Raw genomic sequence first — 19,650 nt, 5'->3', positions numbered from 1 at the left:
GGTAGCTCAGCTACTTCGCCTTTCTTTTTATTCGTTTGGTTGAGCACTTGGCTCAGACTCACTTTGCGCTTGCTTTTCTGTTGGTTGAGAAGCAGCTGTTTCACTGTCTTTCTCAGACTTAGATTGGTCTGCAGTTTCACTTGCTTTTGAACGGAGTTCCTGGTTCAAGCTAATGATTTCTTTAGCTAGAGTGAGGAGACCTTCTTTATCACTACTTTTAGCTGCGAGTTGATCAAATAGGGCATCAACACGTTCAAAGTCAGCATCAGATCCTTTGTTATCCTCTAAGTACTTGTGAAGAGAGAGCAAGATATTATAGAGTTTTTGGTAGATAATCACTGTTTGTGGATCTTGTTCTGCTTCTTTTTTCTCTCGTTGGATAGTCGCCGCAATACGATTTAATAGATCCTCAAGTTGTGTTTTGGCTTCATCAAAGTCTGCATTTTCCTTTTCAGTAGCTGCTTTGATATTAGCTACTTCTTCAGCTAGGGATTGTTTGACACCGTCTTCTTTGACACTCGCCAGAAGTTGAACAACTTTTGATAGGAGAGCATCCACTTCTTCCTTCTTGACATGGCTAACCCGCTCTTCTGGCATAAAATCACCGTAGAGTTCTTTTAGGAATTCATAGATAGCTGTCTTAGCAGTTTGACTATCTACTTTTTCCGTATCTAGAATAGTCTTACCAGCTTTTGTAGAAACGGGTTCTTCTTTGAGAGCTTCTTCTACTTCTAGCTTAGTTTGGTAAATAGTTGGGAATAACTTGTTCAAGTCGGTTGCTTTGAGAAAAGATTGTGACTGGTAAAGTTCCCAAGTCAACTTGGCAACACGGTTCCGAAGTTCTTCTCTCAAACGACCATCAGATACATGTTCATAGAAATACTTGATGTACTCTACTGTTGTGACTCCTGTACGATCGCGGAAATCTTGCAAGGCCTGCAATTTCGCTTCAATGGCAGCCAACTCTGTCTCATCCTGTGCTAGTTTTGCTTCCTGCAAATGTACCAAAAGATCTTTCTTAGGCAAGCCATAAGTATCTGTATCCAGTGTATTGATCTTATCTACAAGGGCTTGGTATTTCTTGTCCAAAGGTGATGTTTCAACTGGTGCCACACTTTGATCCACATGGATATATTGCTTATCAAAGAGATCCAAGGCCGCTAGGTAACCAGCGGTTGAGTTGGTCGCCAGTTTTTTCATGTTTTCAGTAAATTGCCCCAAAGCAAGTTCAACCCGTCTTTGCATGATTGGTTGGTCTTTGTAGAGACTTCTGCTATCCGCTAACAGTTGATCAACTTTAGAAAGAACAGTTTGTTCATCAAATGCACCAGGCTGATAGCTTGATTGTAAGGTAGGAATCTTGTTCTTTAAGGCTACTTCATAGCCCTTTGTCTGAACCTTAATGTAGTGATTGTGATCACCATGAGGAATCACAAAGCTACCATTCTCTACTTGCAAACTATAAGGAGATACATTGTCACGTAAAGCAGTTGTAAAAAGTTCATTTAAGAAATCAAGTTCAGGGTCACCTGTCTGCAGCGGAATACGAACACGTTCCTTACGAACAGCATACGGGTGAATATGAGTAGGATCATAGGCTTGATCCGGATTTCCAAATACAAAGAATCCATTTGAAATACGAATCGCTTCGAGCGGTACTCCGTATGTCTGTGAGATATACTTGATTTTTTCTTCATCGCTCGCATCTCTTGAGAAACTTTCCACAGTCTTGGCAAGTGGTTGAACAGGCTCAGACTGATGATTTTCTTTCAAGTGGTTTTGGGCAGCTTTGATTTGAGCTGCAGTCAAGTCCTTCTTAAAGAAATAATGAGCGTGATCTCCGTGAGAAACTACAAATCCTTGCTCATCCTCACTGATGACACGGTCAGCTGCAAAACCATGATCATGTTCTTCGTCATGATGATGGTCATGGTTCTCTCCATCGTGGTCATGATCTCCATGGTTGGTCCCCTGACTTCCGTGTTCACCGTCTTGGTCATGATGATGGTCTTGCTGCCCAGGATGTTCTACTGGTTTGCTTGGTTTTTCCAAAGGAGCTGGCTTCCCACTGTCGCTAGCAAGAGGAATCATACGCGCAATCTTTTCTTCCAAAGCAGAAAGCTTTGTATATGGAATGAAATGATAGTGATTTCCATGAGGAATCGCTACTCCACTTGGTGTTCTGCTTGAAATCTTAGCAGGGTCAAAAATCAAGCCATCTGATTCAGCATAACGTTGATTACTTGGAAGAGCATAAAGTTGCTGCAATAGACTCTGAAGGCTCTCTTCTGGTTTGCTTGGTGTTTCGGTTTGTTGACTAGGATTAGTGGTTTGACTAGTTCCATTTTGACTTGGACGATAGTCAGTCACACTCGGTTGTTTTCTACTTCCAGAGAGGTAGGCTTGAGCAGCTGCTAATTCGCTAGCAGACAAGGAACTCTTTGGAATATAGTGATAATGTCCTCCGTGAGGAACGATATAAGCATCACCAGTATCCTCTATAATATCAGATGGATTAAAGATGTAGCCATCATCGGTAGTATAGCGTCCTTGTGATCGTGCAAATGTCACTGCACTGTTAGAAGTTGGTGCATCGTGTGTATGACCTTGTTTTTGGCGTTCAATTTCGTCCTTCGTACGAACGTTATCTGCATGTGCCGCATCCTTAAGGTAAACATAATACTTCCCATCCACCTTGATAATGTAGCCACCTTTGATTTCATTGACAATATCAGCGTCTTTAAGTTGATAATTGGCATCTCTCATCAAAAGTTCTTCACTGAAAATCGCATCAAAAGGAACTTTACCATTGTAATAATGGAAATGATCACCATGTGAAGTCACATAACCTTGATCGGTGATTTTCACGACAATTTGCTCAGCCTGAATATCTTCTTTTTTGCTAACTTGATCTGGTGTCTGAGTCTCTGTTTTTTGAGAGTCTTGTTTCCCATCAACATAAGACACACGGTTATTATCTTTGTTTCCTTCTACCTGGTGTTGGTTCAATGCATAGATGCAAAGACTTAGGGAAAGGACTAAAGCCGATCCCGCCGCAAGATACTTTTTCTTAATTTTCATAATCTCCTCATTTTAATTCTTCTGCAAGAACATTTATATTTTCTTCTAAATTTTCTAAGTAAGTTTTGTCATTTTCGGGGTCTGCTTCCAAAGGATTCAGTGTTTTCAGACTAACTCCTGTTGATTTGACCAAGGTTTCAGCAACTTTAGAAGAAGCATTGCTCTCAGTAAAGATGGTTTTAACCTTGTAGGTTTTGACAAATTCTTGGATTTCTGTCAACTGTCTCGGACTCGGCTCTTGTTCAGGGGAAATTCCTGCTATACCAAGTTGTTTCAAACCAAAGCGTTTAGCCAGGTAAGAAAAGGCTGTGTGTTGCGTAACAAAAGTCTTTTGACTTGCTTTTTCAAAAATAGGTTGGTATTTCTTGCTTAATTCTTGAGCTTTAGCGATAAAGTCTTTGGCATTCTTTTGATAAGTTTCCTTATTGGCACTATCAAGCTCCGAAAGTTTGTCCGCAATAATCTGTGCCTCTTCACCTGCTTTTTCTGGATCTAACCAAGTGTGAGGGTCGTAGAGTGTTTTTTCATCAATACCATCACCAGCTTCTACATCTTCTAAGCCCGGTACACGCTCCAAGGTCATTCCTTCAGAAGCTTCTAAAACCTTAACTTTTGAATTTTTCAAGTTAGGATCTAGACTTCCAGCCCAAGACTCCAGTGTATGCGAGTGGTAGACAAATACATCCGCGTCATAAATAGCAGCAATGTCATTCGCTGAAGGTTCATATGAGTGAATTCCACTACTTGACTGAATCATCCGAACATCATTCAAGTCACCTGATACCTCTTTGACCATGGCGTAGATTGGGTAAAAACTTGTGACAATCTTCATCCCTTTTGCTTCTTGTTTTTCTTTTTGACTACATGCTCCTAAGACAAGAGCCAACAAACTGGCCATCAATAATAGGATCGTTCTTTTTTTCATCATTACTCCTTAACTAGTATTTAACCATTTAATTAACTAGTAAATAGTTTATCTTTATTTACATTATATGTCAAGTTATTTTGCACATTTTCATGAAAAAAATGAGAACTAGAACTCACATTCTGCTCTCATTTTTCGATTTTATCTTTTCTAGCTCTCCTATCCTGTTTTTAGGAGTTAGAAAATGTTGCTACGACTACTTACTCTCCCTTAACAAAGCCAATAATTTTTCAGCTTCAGCCATAATAGTATTGTTGTCTTGGGCGCCAAATAGCAAGTTATTCTTTAATCCCGTGAGAGTTTCTTTGGCATTAGACTTGATAATTGGATCCTGGATTTTTCCAAGTAAATCTTCAGCCTCTCTCAACTTCGCTTCAACCTTTTCAGTCTCGACCTGAGGTTCTTCTGGTTCCTCTGGTGATTCTTCTTCCGGTTCCTCAGTTGGTTTTGGAGATTCTGGTTTCTCACTTTGAGGCTTCTCTTCGCGAGGCTTTTCTTCCTCAGGTTTGTCTGTCCGAGGTTTCTCCTCTGATGGTTTTTCCGTTTGATTGGTATCAGCTTGACCATTTTGGTTTCTTTGAACATGGTCACTTGCATTGCCCCAACCACTATCTGAATGCGGACGTTCGTTTGGATGTTCAACATAGTACTTCACAGTCGCAAAGAGATCTTCTAGACTATACCCCTTAGGTGCCTCATAAAGACCTTCGTCAAACCACTCAAATTTGATGTTATGGTAATGGTCATAATGAGGAATAATCAAGCTTCCGTTTTTGACTTCCACAGTATGTTGAAGATTGTAAGGCATACGATCAAGCGGTACCTTCTTAGCTGCTTTCACGCGCTTGTAGATAGCTTCTGCTCCCTTAGCCTCAGTATTTCCTGAATTCTGATGGTCTGTCGAAGGAGGCGTTAAACCTTTCTCTTTAGCATAAGCCTGGGCTGCCGCTCTTTCAGCTTCAGACAAACTATCTTTCTTAATCCAATGACTGTGGGTCATATGAGGAGTTACATAAGCATCCCCCTCATCTCTTGTGATATCACGAGGATCAAAGATATAACCGTCTTCTGTTGTATACTTACCTGCCAACTTGGCTACTTGAATCTCATCATCAGTGTAGGCAATTTGCGCATTTGGTTTTCCTAAACGTTCTGGATGACGAATCGGTGCTAGAAAGGCCAGGATATCATCCACCAACTTGACTTTATCACTTGAAGCATCATTGAGACGTTCCAACAGTTTATCCAAAGCGTCAAAATCAGCTTGGCGTCCTTTATTATCAAGTAAGTCTTGATGAACTCTTGCTAGTAAATCATAAGCCTTATTGTAAAATCCTCGATCACCAGATGGGAGGTTGGTTTTCTTAGCTCCGAGTTTATGAGTTAAACTTTCTTGCTTGGCCAGTTTACTATCAATGGCTGCTGCTGTTTCTGCTGAAAGTTCCTTTGCAGGAGTATAACGTGAGATTCCATTCTCCTCAAATACATAGCCATCAGCTACTTTTCGAATCGCCTGTTTAACCAATTTTTCGTCAATTGGATTGCTTGGAGCTGGTTGAGGATTTGGTGCAGGCTGCGGGCTTGGACTAGGTTCCGGAGTCGGTTGTGGACTTGGTTCTTCTGGTCTTGAATCCGGCACCCTATGGTTCGAACTGTACTGTAGAGGAATAATACGAGCGATTCGTTCTTCCAATTCAGACATCTGTGAATAAGGGATGAAATGGTAATGGTTCCCATGAGGCATAGCAACTCCTCTAGCTGTTCGACTTGTAATCTGTGCTGGGTCGAAGACAAGGCCATCAGATTCTACGTGTCGTTGGCTGAGCGGCAAGGCGTAAAGTTGTTTCAGAAGGCTATCAATATCCTCATCACTCTGACTTGCTTGGTTATCGTCGCTACTGTTGTTAGCTGTGTTCCTGTTCGTATAGCTGTTGCTTTGGTTATTATAGGATGGGGTCCATCTATCTACATCGCTGCTAGCACTGTTGTTATTGCTACGGCGATAAGTAGGCGTATTTGATTGGCCACTTCTACCAGATAGAAAGGCTTCTGCTGCAGCCAATTCGCTAGCTGATAACTCGCTCTTAGGAATGTAATGGTAATGGTCACCATGAGGAACGATATAGGCATCACCTGTATCTTCTATGATATCAGAGGCATTAAAGATATAACCATCATCTGTGGTGTAGCGTCCCTGTGAACGCGCCAAGGCTACCGCACCATCGTTTGCTGAAGTTCCTCCTTCACGATGCTGACTATGCTCTTGTTTTTGTCGATTGATTTCTTCTTTTGTACGGACATTATCCGCGTGGGCAGCATCCTTAAGGTAAACATAGTATTTTCCATCTACCTTGATAACATATCCACCCTTAACCTCATTGACAATATCCTCATCTTTTAGCTTATAGTTTGAATCTTTCATGAGTAATTCTTCACTAAAAATCGCATCATAAGGAACCTTACCATTGTAATAATGATAGTGGTCGCCATGTGAAGTGACATAGCCTTGGTCTGTTATCTTGATGACGATTTGCTCCGCATTGATGCCTTCTTTCTTGCTAACCTCATCAGGAGTCAGATTCTCTGTTTTTTGCGCAGCCTGTTTTCCATCTATATAGGAAACACGATTATTTTCTTTGACTGTTCTGGCTTGATACAGTCCCAACTCGTAAGAACAAACACTTAAAATTAAAGCTGCCGCAGAACCAGCTAGGTATTTTTTATTAATTTTCATCGAAACTCTCTTTCTTTTTTAATATTTCTATTTGCAATTCATTTCTAAATTGCAGAAACTCCTCTCTATTAATTAACTGGTTAATAGTTTACTCCTAAATTTGCAACTTGTCAAGAATTTTATGAACCAGTTAAGTATTTTTTATTCTTCACCGCTACTTTCTCTAGAATGGACTTTATATAAAAAAGATTTTCTTGAAAATTATTTAAAAAAATCCCTGCAACTGGGTTGCAAGGACTTTTTGATTAATCAAAATTAACGTATTCTTTTTGAAGTTCAAGAACTTCTTCCATTGTTGAGCATTCTGTAAGTGCACGGTTTGCATACTCTTCCATCTTAGCTGTATCGAGTTTCTTCATCAAGCTACGTGTACGAAGTACAGATGTTGCTGACATAGAGAACTCATCCAAGCCCATTCCGACAAGAAGTGGAACAGCTTGTTGGTCACCAGCCATCTCACCACACATACCAGCCCATTTACCTTCAGCGTGAGCTGCTTTGATCACATTGTTGATCAAGCGTAGGATTGATGGGTTGTATGGTTGGTAAAGGTATGAAACTTGCTCGTTCATACGGTCTGCTGCCATTGTGTATTGGATCAAGTCGTTTGTACCAATTGAGAAGAAGTCAACTTCTTTGGCAAATTGGTCTGCAAGCATAGCTGCTGCAGGAATCTCGATCATGATACCAACTTGGATATTATCTGCAACTGCAACACCTTCAGCAAGAAGGTTTGCCTTTTCTTCGTCAAAGACTGCTTTCGCTGCACGGAATTCTTTCAAGAGCGCAACCATTGGGAACATGATACGCAATTGACCGTGAACAGACGCACGAAGAAGGGCACGGATTTGTGTGCGGAACATAGCATCTCCAGTCTCAGAGATAGAGATACGAAGAGCACGGAATCCAAGGAATGGGTTCATTTCGTGAGGCATATCGAAGTAAGGAAGTTCCTTATCTCCACCGATATCCATTGTACGAACGACAACAGGTTTACCGTTCATTCCTTCAAGTACAGCCTTGTATGCTTCGTACTGCTCGTCTTCTGTTGGGAAGTCTTGAGAATCCATGTACAAGAACTCTGTACGGTAAAGACCAACAGCTTCAGCACCGTTGTCATTGACACCTTCAACGTCTTTTGGAGTACCAATATTGGCAGCCAATTCAAAGTGTTTACCATCAGCAGTTACTGTTTTAGCGTCTTTCAAGAGCGCCCATTCAGCTTTTTGCTTCGCATAAGCTTCACCAGCAGCCTTGAATTCAGCCGCTTGCTCATCAGTTGGGTTGATAATAACCTCACCTGTGATACCGTTAACAGCGAGAATGTCACCGTCTTTAACGATTTCAGTGATGTTGTTTGTACCCAATACTGCTGCAATTTCAAGCGTACGCGCCATGATAGCTGAGTGGCTTGTACGTCCACCAATGTTGGTTACAAAAGCTTTTACAAAGTTTTTGTCCAATTGAGCTGTATCAGAAGGAGTCAAGTCATGTGCAATCACGATTACTTCTTCATTGATAGAAGCTGGGTTTGGCAATTTTTTACCAAGGAGGTTTGCCAATACACGTTTTGTCACGTCGCGGATATCCGCAGCGCGTTCTTGCATGTATGGGTTGTCTTCCATGCCTTCAAAGATAGTGATAAACATGTCTGTTACTTCTTTCAGACCCGCTTCTGCATTCACTTTCTTGGCACGGATTGTTTCCTTGATTTGGCTGATCATTTCTGGGTCAGCAAGAACCATTAAGTGAGCGTCAAAAACTTGAGCTGCTTCTTCACCGAGCGTACCTACTGCTTTCTCGCGAATAACAGAAAGCTCGTCTTGTGATGCCTGTAGAGCGGCATCAAGGCGAGCTTCTTCTGCGTTTGTATCTTCGACTGTAATAGTCTCAAATGACAAATCCGGTTGAACGAGTAGATATGCTTTTGCAACTGCAACACCGTCAGATGCTGCGATTCCTTTAAGCATTTCTGTCATTTTCCTTATGCCAATCCTTCTTTTTCCATAGTTTCAGTGATAGCAGCAATTGCGTCGTCAGCATCTGCACCTTCAGCTGAAATTGTAACGTCAGCACCTTGGCCAACACCAAGACTCATAACACCCATGATAGATTTAAGGTTTACTGATTTACCTTTGTATTCAAGAGTGATATCTGAAGCAAATTTGCTAGCTGTTTGAACCAACAATGTTGCTGGACGTGCGTGAATACCTGTTTCTGCCACTACGTGGAAATCTTTAGAAGCCATAGTTTGACTCTCCTTTAGTTATTTCTTTTTTGGATTATATGTGATAACCCTTACAAGACTGTATTATATCACCTTCTAGATTATTTTTCAAGTGTTTTATGGACTTTCTTCTATTTCCTTTCAGATAACTTGCTGAAAATCTTCTATTTATCTTACCAATATACAGTATATAGTTTTTTTGTTTTGATAAACTTTGATAGTTCAATGAAAACCCAATTTTACACTATGACAAAACACTATATATTGTGCTTTGTTTTTGAAACTGTAACTTTTTAGCACAAGATTTAGTTTAAAAAGTTTGACAAAGTTTTTTTTTCTGATATACTAAGAAAGTAATCTATTTTGAAAGAGGAGTTACGAAAATGGTAACCGTTTATTCTAAAAACAACTGTGTCCAATGTAAGATGACCAAACGTTTCTTGGACAGCAACAATGTCGCTTATCGTGAGATCAATCTCGACGAGCAACCAGAGTACATCGATCAAGTTAAAGAGCTCGGTTTCAGCGCTGCTCCTGTTATCCAAACACCAACTGAAGTCTTTTCAGGCTTCCAACCAGGAAAACTGAAACAATTAGCATAATCTTAGTACATCATCCAGAAGAGATTGCTTCTAGGGCTAACTTAGAGGCCTTTCTTTTGTAATTAGATAAAGGAAATTTTATGGGATTAAAACATCTTGAGGACGTAACATACTTCCGTCTCAATAACGAAATCAACCGTCCTGTCAATGGACAAATCATGCTTCATAAAGATAAGGAAGCCTTGGATGCTTTCTTTAAAGAAAATGTGGTTCCAAATACCATGGTTTTTGATTCAATTACTGATAAAATCGACTACCTCATTGAACACAACTACATTGAAACAGCATTTATCAAAAAATACCGCCCAGAATTCTTGGAAGAATTGTCTCAATTTATTAAAGACCAAAACTTCCAATTCAAGTCTTTCATGGCTGCCTATAAGTTTTACAATCAATATGCCTTGAAGACTAACGATGGGGAATACTATCTTGAAAGCATGGAAGACCGCGTCTTCTTTAACGCACTCTATTTCGCAGACGGTAATGAAGCCGTTGCGATTGATATTGCCAATGAAATCATCCACCAACGCTACCAACCTGCTACTCCTTCCTTCTTGAATGCTGGACGTGCTCGTCGTGGAGAATTGGTATCTTGCTTCTTGATCCAAGTGACGGATGATATGAACTCTATCGGACGTTCTATCAACTCTGCCCTTCAACTTTCTCGTATCGGGGGTGGTGTGGGAATTACCCTCAGCAACCTTCGTGAAGCGGGTGCACCTATCAAAGGTTATGAAGGAGCCGCTTCTGGTGTCGTTCCAGTTATGAAACTCTTCGAAGACAGTTTCTCTTACTCTAACCAATTGGGGCAACGTCAAGGGGCTGGTGTAGTATATCTCAACGTCTTTCACCCAGATATCATCGCCTTCCTTTCCACTAAGAAAGAAAATGCCGATGAAAAAGTTCGTGTGAAGACCCTCTCACTTGGAGTTGTGGTACCAGATAAATTCTACGAATTGGCTCGTAAAAATGAAGAAATGTACCTCTTCAGCCCTTACTCTGTAGAGCTTGAGTACGGTGTGCCATTCAACTATATCGACATCACTGAAAAATATGATGAATTAGTAGCAAATCCAAATATCCGCAAGACAAAAATCAAGGCGCGTGATTTGGAAACGGAAATCTCTAAATTGCAACAAGAATCTGGATACCCTTATGTAGTCAACATTGATACAGCTAACCGTGCAAATCCTGTTGATGGAAAGATTATCATGAGTAACTTGTGTTCTGAGATCCTTCAAGTTCAAGAACCAAGCTTGATCAACGATGCTCAAGAATTCCTTCAAATGGGAACAGACGTATCATGTAACCTTGGTTCAACCAACGTGGTCAACATGATGACTTCACCTGACTTTGGTCGTTCTATTCGCGCTATGGTTCGTGCTTTGACTTTCGTTACGGATAGTTCGCACATCGTAGCTGTTCCTACTATCGACCACGGAAACAGTTTGGCTCACACCTTTGGTCTTGGTGCCATGGGACTTCACAGCTACCTTGCCCAACAACTGATCGAATATGGATCAGCTGAGTCAGTTGAATTTACAAGCATCTACTTTATGCTTATGAATTACTGGACCTTGGTAGAATCTAATAACATCGCGCGTGAACGTGGTATCACCTTCCACAACTTTGAAAAATCAGACTATGCTAACGGAAGCTACTTCGACAAGTATGTGACAGGCGAATTTGTTCCAAAATCAGACCGTGTTAAAGAACTCTTTAGAGATGTCTTTATCCCAACTGCAGCTGACTGGGCTGAACTTCGAGAAAAGGTTCAAGCAAATGGTCTTTATCACCAAAACCGTCTAGCTGTTGCTCCAAATGGTTCGATCAGCTACATCAACGATGTTTCTGCTTCTATCCACCCGATTACACAACGTATTGAAGAACGCCAAGAGAAGAAAATCGGTAAGATCTACTATCCAGCTGCTGGTTTGTCAACAGATACTATCCCTTACTACACTTCTGCTTATGATATGGATATGCGTAAGGTGATTGATGTTTACGCTGCTGCGACAGAGCACGTGGACCAAGGGCTTTCACTCACTCTCTTCATGCGTAGCGACATTCCAAAAGGTCTTTACGAATGGAAGAAGGAAAATAAACAAACGACACGTGACCTATCTATCCTTCGTAACTATGCCTTTAACAAGGGCATCAAGTCTATCTACTACGTCCGTACCTTTACTGATGATGGTGGAGAAGTTGGTGCTAACCAATGTGAAAGCTGTGTGATTTAATTTTTATCTGAGGCAACCACATTTTCTCAGACTACTGATTAAGTTACCCACCAGAAAAAAACTTGACAAGTATCTAAAATACTAGGAAAAATGAAAAGTCGGTCTTCCGACTTTTTGTGCGATACTCTTCTCAGACTATGATAAAATAGAGAAGATTCGACAATCGCATTATTACATACAGAAAGAGATTTCAAATGGAAACTTACTACAAAGCCATTAACTGGAATGCCATCGAAGATGTCATCGACAAATCAACTTGGGAAAAGCTGACGGAGCAATTCTGGCTCGACACTCGTATCCCCTTGTCAAATGACCTTGACGACTGGAGAAAACTATCAAACAAGGAAAAAGACTTGGTAGGAAAAGTCTTTGGTGGTTTAACGCTTCTTGATACCATGCAATCAGAAACAGGGGTTCAGGCTCTTCGTTCTGACATCCGTACACCGCATGAGGAAGCTGTTTTCAACAACATCCAGTTTATGGAATCTGTCCACGCAAAATCTTACTCTTCTATCTTTTCAACCTTGAACACCAAGGCTGAAATTGAAGAAATCTTTGAATGGACCAACACCAACCCTTACCTTCAAAGAAAAGCTGAAATTATCAACGAAATCTACCTCAATGGTACGCCTCTTGAAAAGAAGGTTGCCAGCGTTTTCCTTGAAACCTTCCTCTTCTACTCTGGTTTCTTTACACCCCTCTACTATCTCGGTAACAACAAACTGGCCAATGTTGCGGAAATTATCAAGTTGATTATCCGTGATGAGTCTGTTCACGGAACCTACATCGGTTACAAATTCCAACTTGGTTTCAATGAATTACCTGAAGAAGAGCAAGAAAAACTCAAAGAATGGATGTACGACCTGCTCTACACTCTCTACGAAAACGAAGAGGGCTATACAGAAAGTCTCTATGACGGTGTTGGTTGGACTGAGGAAGTCAAAACCTTCCTTCGTTACAATGCCAATAAGGCCCTTATGAACCTAGGACAAGATCCACTCTTCCCAGACTCAGCAGATGATGTCAACCCAATCGTCATGAACGGTATTTCAACAGGAACTTCCAACCACGACTTCTTCTCTCAAGTCGGAAATGGTTACCTCCTTGGTGAAGTTGAAGCCATGCAAGACGAGGATTACAACTACGGTTTGGACTAATTTGGCCAATCATTCAAAATATCATGGTTTGTTTAAAACAACCATGATATTTTTGTTTTATTGTTTTATTTTGTTTTTTTCTATTTGATATATTGAGCGTTTTATGGTAAGATAATAATAGTAGAAACCGAGGTGATAAGGATGCTAAAGCAAGAGAAACTAGATAATATTCTAGAAACGGTAAATACAAAGGGAACTATTACTGTAAAAGAAATCATGACGCGTCTGGATGTATCAGATATGACAGCTCGTCGCTACTTACAAGAATTGGCAGATAAAGATTTACTGGTCCGTGTGCATGGTGGTGCTGAAAAACTTCGTACAGGTTCTCTCTTAAACAACGAACGGTCAAACGTTGAAAAACAAGGCTTACAGATTGCTGAAAAACAAGAAATTAGTCGTTTTGCAGGTCGTTTGATTGACGAAGGAGAAACCATTTTTATCGGTCCAGGAACAACCTTGGAGTGTTTTGCTCGTGAGCTCCCTATCGATAATATTCGTGTTGTAACAAACAGTCTTCCAGTTTTTCTCATCCTAAACGAACGAAAACTAACAGATTTGATCTTGATTGGTGGGAATTATCGCTCTATCACTGGGGCTTTTGTAGGGACACTCACCTTGCAGGATTTGACCAATCTTCAGTTCTCTAAGGCTTTTGTTAGTTGTAATGGTATCAAGGATAAGGCTATTGCCACCTTCAGTGAGGAAGAGGGCGAAGTACAACGAATCGCTTTGAATAATGCCAATAAAAAATATCTACTGGCAGACCACAGTAAGTTTAATAAGTTTGATTTTTACACTTTCTACAATATCTCAGAGATTGATACCATCGTTTCAGATTCCAAACTGAACAAAGAAACCTTCGACCAACTTTCGAAACAAACAAAAATCATTCTTTCTAAACCATAAAACTATCCCCACCGATTGGTGGGGATTTTTGTAAGTATTAAAATTTCAGTCTTTAATGGTTTTATTACACGCGTTCTTTCCATGAAGTCGCTGTGGTTTGGAGAACCTTGTTGAGTTCATCAATGTTCTCGAAACCTGTTGTACGCAACCATTCACGAGCTGCTACCTCACCGTCTTTGATGTAGGCTTCAACTGATCCAGCCCATGTCGCACGGCCGCAAAGAACTCCGTTGAAGTTTGCGCCTGATTCGTGGGCAAAGACAAGTGTTTCTTGGAAGAGTTTTGCTGATACACCCGCACTCAAGTAAATGTATGGCAAGTTAGTCGCTTCATCTTGTGCTTTGAAGAAGGCTGCTGCTTCTTCTCGAGTATGGACGATTTCTCCATCACCAAAGCCTTCAACGTATTTGACGTTGACTGGAACTTCCACTTTCAAGACATCGATGTTGAAGCGTGGGTCTGAGAAGACCTTCATGGCACCGATAACCTTGTGTGGTTTTACTTTTGCGTATTCTGCAGAGCCTGCGTCAGCGATTTTTTCATCGTAAGCAAGGATTTCAAGGAAGAATGGAATATCTTCCGCCACACACTCAGAACCGATGCGTTCGATGTAGGCTTGTTTTTCTTGGTTGAGTTCGTCAGCGCTGTCTACGTCATAGTAAAGCAAGAACTTCACAGCATCCGCGCCTTGTTCCTTGATGCGTTTTGCAGACCAAACATCCAAGCAGTCAGGCAAGCGTTTGGTGCTTGTTGTATCGTAACCAGTTTTTTCATAAGCAAGGAGAAGACCAGCATTGGCATCAAGCGCTTTTGTAGCTGGAAGACCATACTCAGGGTCAAGGAGCATAGATGATGCGTATTTTGTCAATTCATCTGCAACCAATACTTTAAGTTCTTCCATTTGAGCAACTGTTGGCTCTTCTGTTTGGTATTGAGCCATAAGGCGTTTCAAAGCGCCACGTTGGTCAAAGGCAAGAGCTGAGATAATGCCGTTCTCATCAGAGAGTTTTTGCAAGCAAGCACGTTTATTTTCTGTTAAAACCATTTTATACCTCTTTTACTATTAATTGATCATATAAAGCTTGATAGTTGGCCATATTGACATGACCTGTCATCTTTTCTTGGGCATTGAGCATACCAAGGACATTGGCCTTGATGAGGAGTTCTGCATCCGATTCCTTATGAAGAAGTCCTGATGAAATACCTGCAACAGTAGAATCTCCAGATCCGACAGGATTGACTACCTGAATTCTTGGAATATCTATCTTGTAGAAAGTGTCCCCATGTTTTGCAAAAGCACCATTTGCACCAAGTGACACGATAATCCACTCAATCCCTGCAAATAAAGGTTCTTGAAGAACTTCTTTTAATTCATCCAAATCTTCTGAAACTTCTTTTCCAAGAAGCTGAGACAATTCTTCGTTATTTGGTTTGATAACTGTTGGTTTGTGTGGTGATTCAAGAACCGCCTGAAGAGCTGCACCTGAGCAATCCAGAACAACTGGTTTCTCTGCTTTATTAGTAAGCTCTACCAAGTTTGCATAGTAGTCAACTGGAAGGCCAGCTGGAAGACTACCTGAAATGGCTACGACTTCTACAGTGTCAAGAAGATTCTCAAAATGAGCCAAGAAATCTTGCCCTTCTTGTTCCAGAACTTCGGGTCCTTTCTCAAGAATTTCTGTTTGGTTGTCTCCGTGGAGAATAGCAATACAGTTACGAGTTTCACCTTGAATAGAGAAGAAACGTTTCGTTACTTTATCATCGATATGCCCTACTAAAAACTCACCAAGTTTACCACCGACCAAACCAGTAGCAAGGACAGAATCACCAAATTCTGAAAGAACTCGCGTAACATTAAGACCTTTCCCACCAGCCGTTTTGGTTACATCCACCACACGATTGACAGTATCAATCTTCAACTCATCCAAGGGATAGGAAATATCAATGGACGGATTCATTGTGACTGTTAAAATCATAGGTCACCTCTTAGTCGTGGTATTCACCGCGATCCCATTTTTCAAGGAATTCTGTAAAGAAGTTTGCATCTGCTTGATGAGCATTGTGAGTTTCAACATGCTCAATTTTAGCGATCAATTTTTTGTTTTCTTCAGATGGCTTGTATTCAGCATTGATGAAAGCTTCAATGATATCACACATGAGCAATTCACCAGTAATCTTACCACCAAAACCGATAACGTTGGCATTAAGTTCTTCTTTAGCATAGAGTGCTGTTGTCATATCACGAACCAAGGCAGAGCGTACACCTGGAACTTTGTTAACAGCGTTATTGATACCAACACCTGTACCACAGATACATACCCCAAGATCAGCTTGTCCGCTAACAACTGCTTCCCCTACTTTTTTACCAAAAATTGGGTAGTGTGTTCGCGCATGATCGTAAGTACCAAAGTCAATGACTTCATGTCCTTTTGATTTCAAGAATTCAGAAACCGCCATTTTTTCATTTGTTACGATGTGGTCACATCCGATTGCAATTCTCATTTTTAACTTACCTCTCTTACTGTAATCTAATTAACACATTTTGTTCAACATGTCGACACGAATTTGGTGACGTCCACCGTCGTATTTACCATTAACAAAACCTTTAGCGATGTTTTTCGCCAATTCGTCACCAACAAGTTGTGCACCCATAGTGATCATACGTGAGTTGTTGTGTCCACGAGTCATATAAGCTGAACGTTCATCTGAAACTTCTGCAGCAACCATTCCTTTGATTTTAGTTGCGACCATGAAAGGACCAGCACCATAAGCATCAATCACGATACCAAGATTTTGTTCTTCTTTGTTTACTTCTGCAGCAACAGCAAGAGTCACATCGACAAAGTCTTGGCCTTCTGCTGTAACATCCACTACGTGGAAGTTTTCTTTTTCTAGGAAGTCTTTCACAACTTCTTTCAATCTCAAACCTGCAGCATCTGCACCGATAACAATAGACATATTGTATACTCCTTTTTATTTTTCTAGGCTAGTAAAGACTTTTATAGTTAGCAGTTTACCTACAAAAGACTTTCTAGCAGTTTAGTGACAAATTTGATTGAACGAGATGAATAACACCTTATCCAAGTCCAGGAAATCAAGTTCCTAGAAACAAACTTTCTCCTCGAAAGAGAATATAACAAGTGATTATTTGTTTGTTACAAACATCATTTGTTGCTCACAAACATAATATACTCCTATTTTACGTAAAAGTCAACAGAAAATGTTTGTTTTTGTGTTATATTTTTTAAAATTATAAGATTTCGATCTCAAAACCAATCTGATCAACTTGACCTGGTTCCAAGAGACGAACATTCTTCTTGTCTTCTAAAAAATTTCCTTCTTCAAGTGAAGTTGATAAGCCTGACCAGGGTTCAAAAGCGATGAAAGGCCCTTTATTTAGGGTAGACCAAATAATGAGATTTGAAAACTCTTGGAAGTGTACTTTTAATCCCTTCTCATGCTTACGAGAACGAAGAGCAATTGTTCTAGATTGCAACTCATCGAGTGTCACTGCATCAACACTGAACAAATCGTAGCTGAGATTCACTTCCTTTTGAGAATCCAACCATGGACTTCTATCTTGGAAGTCTAAGAGTCCAGTTTCTGGGAAAGGACGTGGAACAGAGCAAGTCTCTTCTTGCTCAAACTCTAAATAGTAATCTTCATAAGTTTCGCCTTCTAGCAGAGGACAGTTAAATCCTGGATGACCACCAATAAAGAATGGCATTACTTTATTCGTTTCTTTGTTAAAAACTTTGTATTGAGTACGAACAGTCTTGCCAGTCACTAGATATGTGATTTCAAGGCGGAAATGATAAGGATAATTTTGATAAGTATTCTCATCATCTTCGATAGCAAAGGTTACACTATTTTCTGTTTGATCAACTAATTCAAATTCATTTTTACGGACCAAACCATGACGCGGAATGCTTCCTTTAGTTTCCGTTCCATCTGCATGACTGTAGATTGCTGTATCCTCTCTCAAAGAACCACAGATTGGAAAAAGTACTGGAGCCTGTCCACTCCAGTAAGTGGCATCTCCTTGCCACAAATACTCAATGCCTTCTCGGTCCTTGATTGACGACAGAGCACCACCTAAGGTTTTAAACTTGACCGTTAACTGGTCTGATTTTACTTCAATTACCATTATATTCTCCAACTATTTTTAGATTTTTATATGAAAAACTAGGTTGCCACTCCCAACATTGGAAATAAACAACCTAGTTTTCACAATTTACATTTTATAGGAGCGAATTATTTAGCATTTGCTGCGTATTCTTCGTTACGTTTGATCATTTGTTTTCTATACCAAGCAAAGATACCTACATAGAATACAAGGAAGGCTGCTGCACCAAGGATCGCTTTAATATCACCTGTTGTAGCATTACCGATTGCCCAACCAAATAGTTTTTCGATTGGTCCTTCAAGAGTTGAGTGAGTGATCAATTGAGTTTGGCTCACACCTTCTGGGAAGGCACCTACACCTTTAGCAAGTTCAGTTGCGAATGGAGCGATAAGAGTACCTGAAAGAAGGAAGAGTGGCAACAAGAGTGTTCCGAAGATGATCATACGGAGCAATTTACCACGAGTAACAACCAAGAGAGCTGGAGTTACACCCATGGCGATGATACCTGCAAGAGGCAAGATACCATTTCCTACGTTTGAAAGAAGCACTGCTTCAATCAACATGATTGGTGCAAGTACGTTGGCACAAGCCCAGATTTCAGCACGACCAGCGATGAAAGGCCAGTCAAGACCGATGTTGAATTTACGTCCTTGAAGACGTTTGGTAGCAACGTTTGTGATACCTTGTGAAAGTGGTTCTACGGCTGCGATGAACCAAGATCCGATAAGTGAGAAGAGCTCCAAGCAGACACCGGCAGTCAAACCAAGGCTCAACCAACCTTTAATAACAAGTTCCCATGAAGATGCATCTTCTACACCAGCAACTGGATGTGGAGTTCCCATCAAACCAATAACAATACCAAGAATGAAACCGATGAAGAATTTAGATCCCCAGAAACCGATTTTCTTGTTCAATTTTGCAGCGTCAAAGTCATATTTATCAAGACCTGGCAAAACTTTATCAAAGATCTTATCCAAGACCATGATAACTGGGTTCATCATGTAGTTCATGTGTGTTGAAGTCATTGGTGATGAACTTGGTGCGTTAAGAAGGTCGTCGAAAGTTGGTTTCATCAAGTCAGAGTTGATGATCTTCAAAATACCTACAAGTACTACTGCTGCTGTCGCGATGAAGAGTGAAACCCCTTGGCTTACACCGTTGTTGTCAGCATACCATTTGATCAGAAGACCAGTGATTGACAAGTGCCAGATATCGAAGATATCGACGTCAAGTGTGTCCGTTTTCTTCATTGCAAGCATCACAACGTTGACAATCAACATTACAAGCAAGAAGTAAAGTGTCCAAGCAGATCCCCAAGTGATCGTAGCAAGTGGTGCCCAACCAACGTCAGTGATGTTCAATTGAATACCAGTGTTTTCAACGAATTTCGCAAGAGAAGCCGAGAAAGCTCCGTTGAGCATACCGATAATGGCACCGATACCTGTAAGGGCGATGGCAAGCTTGATACCACCTTCAAGCGCTTTGGAGAATTTAACTCCAAAAAGTAGGGCCAATACTGTCAAAATGATCAGCATGATGATAGGGCCACCCATAGCCAAGATAGGTTTAAAGATATCGTTGGCCAGATTGATAATGACATCCATAATAGTTCCTCCCGTTTTTCTAAGTTATATGAATGTTAACAAGAT

15 protein-coding genes are annotated in these 19,650 nt (G+C 40.6%); 4 read left to right on the top strand and 11 right to left on the bottom strand.

Annotation, left to right across the window (positions count from 1 at the left end):
• Positions 1-27 precede the first annotated feature (27 nt).
• The 5 genes from HMPREF8571_RS06955 to HMPREF8571_RS06935 all read right to left on the bottom strand — a co-directional run bounded on the left by HMPREF8571_RS06955 (position 28) and on the right by HMPREF8571_RS06935 (position 8,988).
• Entirely contained in the window at positions 28-3,081 is a 3,054-nt protein-coding gene (locus HMPREF8571_RS06955; RefSeq protein ID WP_000694275.1) for a pneumococcal-type histidine triad protein, read from the bottom strand.
• A gap of 7 nt (positions 3,082-3,088) precedes the next feature.
• Positions 3,089-4,006 (bottom strand): metal ABC transporter substrate-binding protein, encoded by a 918-nt coding sequence (locus tag HMPREF8571_RS06950; RefSeq protein WP_000747435.1) that lies wholly within the window; start codon positions 4,004-4,006, stop codon positions 3,089-3,091.
• Positions 4,007-4,202: 196 nt separating this feature from the next.
• Positions 4,203-6,740 (bottom strand): pneumococcal-type histidine triad protein, encoded by a 2,538-nt coding sequence (locus HMPREF8571_RS06945; protein WP_000700237.1) that lies wholly within the window; start codon positions 6,738-6,740, stop codon positions 4,203-4,205.
• A gap of 245 nt (positions 6,741-6,985) precedes the next feature.
• Positions 6,986-8,719 (bottom strand): phosphoenolpyruvate--protein phosphotransferase, encoded by a 1,734-nt coding sequence (gene ptsP, locus HMPREF8571_RS06940; RefSeq protein WP_000138129.1) that lies wholly within the window; start codon positions 8,717-8,719, stop codon positions 6,986-6,988.
• Positions 8,720-8,724: 5 nt separating this feature from the next.
• Positions 8,725-8,988: a phosphocarrier protein HPr gene (locus HMPREF8571_RS06935; RefSeq protein WP_000146948.1), complete on the bottom strand. Its 264-nt coding sequence runs from the start codon at positions 8,986-8,988 to the stop codon at positions 8,725-8,727.
• A 362-nt stretch (positions 8,989-9,350) separates the two neighbouring features.
• Here HMPREF8571_RS06935 and nrdH point away from each other — a divergent pair, with 362 nt between their 5' ends.
• The 4 genes from nrdH to HMPREF8571_RS06915 all read left to right on the top strand — a co-directional run bounded on the left by nrdH (position 9,351) and on the right by HMPREF8571_RS06915 (position 13,875).
• Positions 9,351-9,569, top strand: coding sequence for a glutaredoxin-like protein NrdH (nrdH, locus tag HMPREF8571_RS06930; protein WP_000259240.1), 219 nt, complete (start codon positions 9,351-9,353; stop codon positions 9,567-9,569).
• A gap of 80 nt (positions 9,570-9,649) precedes the next feature.
• The gene (nrdE, locus tag HMPREF8571_RS06925) at positions 9,650-11,809 is read left to right on the top strand and encodes a class 1b ribonucleoside-diphosphate reductase subunit alpha (RefSeq protein WP_000523264.1); all 2,160 of its coding nucleotides are present in this window, start codon (positions 9,650-9,652) and stop codon (positions 11,807-11,809) included.
• Between the two features lie 194 nt (positions 11,810-12,003).
• On the top strand, positions 12,004-12,966 hold the full coding sequence (nrdF, locus tag HMPREF8571_RS06920) for a class 1b ribonucleoside-diphosphate reductase subunit beta (RefSeq protein WP_000451379.1): 963 nt from the start codon (positions 12,004-12,006) through the stop codon (positions 12,964-12,966).
• 141 nt (positions 12,967-13,107) lie between these two features.
• Entirely contained in the window at positions 13,108-13,875 is a 768-nt protein-coding gene (locus tag HMPREF8571_RS06915) for a DeoR/GlpR family DNA-binding transcription regulator (protein WP_000917577.1), read from the top strand.
• A gap of 64 nt (positions 13,876-13,939) precedes the next feature.
• On the opposite strand, the gene lacD is transcribed toward HMPREF8571_RS06915, so the two are convergent.
• The 6 genes from lacD to HMPREF8571_RS06885 form a co-directional block, all read right to left on the bottom strand.
• Positions 13,940-14,920, bottom strand: a complete 981-nt coding sequence (gene lacD, locus HMPREF8571_RS06910; RefSeq protein ID WP_000244538.1) for a tagatose-bisphosphate aldolase — start codon at positions 14,918-14,920, stop codon at positions 13,940-13,942.
• Position 14,921: 1 nt separating this feature from the next.
• A complete protein-coding gene (locus HMPREF8571_RS06905; protein WP_000604293.1) occupies positions 14,922-15,851 on the bottom strand; it encodes a tagatose-6-phosphate kinase in 930 nt (309 codons plus the stop codon).
• 10 nt (positions 15,852-15,861) lie between these two features.
• Positions 15,862-16,377, bottom strand: coding sequence for a galactose-6-phosphate isomerase subunit LacB (gene lacB / locus HMPREF8571_RS06900; RefSeq protein WP_001216924.1), 516 nt, complete (start codon positions 16,375-16,377; stop codon positions 15,862-15,864).
• Positions 16,378-16,407: 30 nt separating this feature from the next.
• Positions 16,408-16,833 (bottom strand): galactose-6-phosphate isomerase subunit LacA, encoded by a 426-nt coding sequence (gene lacA, locus HMPREF8571_RS06895; protein WP_000029277.1) that lies wholly within the window; start codon positions 16,831-16,833, stop codon positions 16,408-16,410.
• Between the two features lie 292 nt (positions 16,834-17,125).
• Positions 17,126-18,022 (bottom strand): aldose 1-epimerase family protein, encoded by an 897-nt coding sequence (locus HMPREF8571_RS11105; RefSeq protein WP_000234237.1) that lies wholly within the window; start codon positions 18,020-18,022, stop codon positions 17,126-17,128.
• A 107-nt stretch (positions 18,023-18,129) separates the two neighbouring features.
• Positions 18,130-19,605: a PTS galactitol transporter subunit IIC gene (locus tag HMPREF8571_RS06885; protein WP_000382522.1), complete on the bottom strand. Its 1,476-nt coding sequence runs from the start codon at positions 19,603-19,605 to the stop codon at positions 18,130-18,132.
• Positions 19,606-19,650: the final 45 nt, after the last annotated feature.

It is taken from the genome of Streptococcus mitis ATCC 6249, assembly GCF_000146585.1.
GTDB lineage: Bacteria > Bacillota > Bacilli > Lactobacillales > Streptococcaceae > Streptococcus > Streptococcus mitis_AZ.
The sequence above is the reverse complement of the archived record's forward strand: the minus strand, read 5'-3'. Positions and strand labels throughout refer to the sequence as shown.

Excerpts from the sequence above, each read along its gene's own strand:
- ptsP (WP_000138129.1), bottom strand. The coding sequence starts at position 8,719 with ATGACAGAAATGCTTAAAGGAATCGCAGCATCTGACGGTGTTGCAGTT.
- HMPREF8571_RS06885 (WP_000382522.1), bottom strand. The coding sequence starts at position 19,605 with ATGGATGTCATTATCAATCTGGCCAACGATATCTTTAAACCTATCTTG.
- HMPREF8571_RS06945 (WP_000700237.1), bottom strand. The coding sequence starts at position 6,740 with ATGAAAATTAATAAAAAATACCTAGCTGGTTCTGCGGCAGCTTTAATT.
- lacB (WP_001216924.1), bottom strand. The coding sequence starts at position 16,377 with ATGAGAATTGCAATCGGATGTGACCACATCGTAACAAATGAAAAAATG.
- nrdF (WP_000451379.1), top strand. The coding sequence starts at position 12,004 with ATGGAAACTTACTACAAAGCCATTAACTGGAATGCCATCGAAGATGTC.
- HMPREF8571_RS06935 (WP_000146948.1), bottom strand. The coding sequence starts at position 8,988 with ATGGCTTCTAAAGATTTCCACGTAGTGGCAGAAACAGGTATTCACGCA.
- HMPREF8571_RS06915 (WP_000917577.1), top strand. The coding sequence starts at position 13,108 with ATGCTAAAGCAAGAGAAACTAGATAATATTCTAGAAACGGTAAATACA.
- lacD (WP_000244538.1), bottom strand. The coding sequence starts at position 14,920 with ATGGTTTTAACAGAAAATAAACGTGCTTGCTTGCAAAAACTCTCTGAT.
- HMPREF8571_RS11105 (WP_000234237.1), bottom strand. The coding sequence starts at position 18,022 with ATGGTAATTGAAGTAAAATCAGACCAGTTAACGGTCAAGTTTAAAACC.
- HMPREF8571_RS06950 (WP_000747435.1), bottom strand. The coding sequence starts at position 4,006 with ATGAAAAAAAGAACGATCCTATTATTGATGGCCAGTTTGTTGGCTCTT.
- nrdE (WP_000523264.1), top strand. The coding sequence starts at position 9,650 with ATGGGATTAAAACATCTTGAGGACGTAACATACTTCCGTCTCAATAAC.
- HMPREF8571_RS06905 (WP_000604293.1), bottom strand. The coding sequence starts at position 15,851 with ATGATTTTAACAGTCACAATGAATCCGTCCATTGATATTTCCTATCCC.
- HMPREF8571_RS06955 (WP_000694275.1), bottom strand. The coding sequence starts at position 3,081 with ATGAAAATTAAGAAAAAGTATCTTGCGGCGGGATCGGCTTTAGTCCTT.
- nrdH (WP_000259240.1), top strand. The coding sequence starts at position 9,351 with ATGGTAACCGTTTATTCTAAAAACAACTGTGTCCAATGTAAGATGACC.
- lacA (WP_000029277.1), bottom strand. The coding sequence starts at position 16,833 with ATGTCTATTGTTATCGGTGCAGATGCTGCAGGTTTGAGATTGAAAGAA.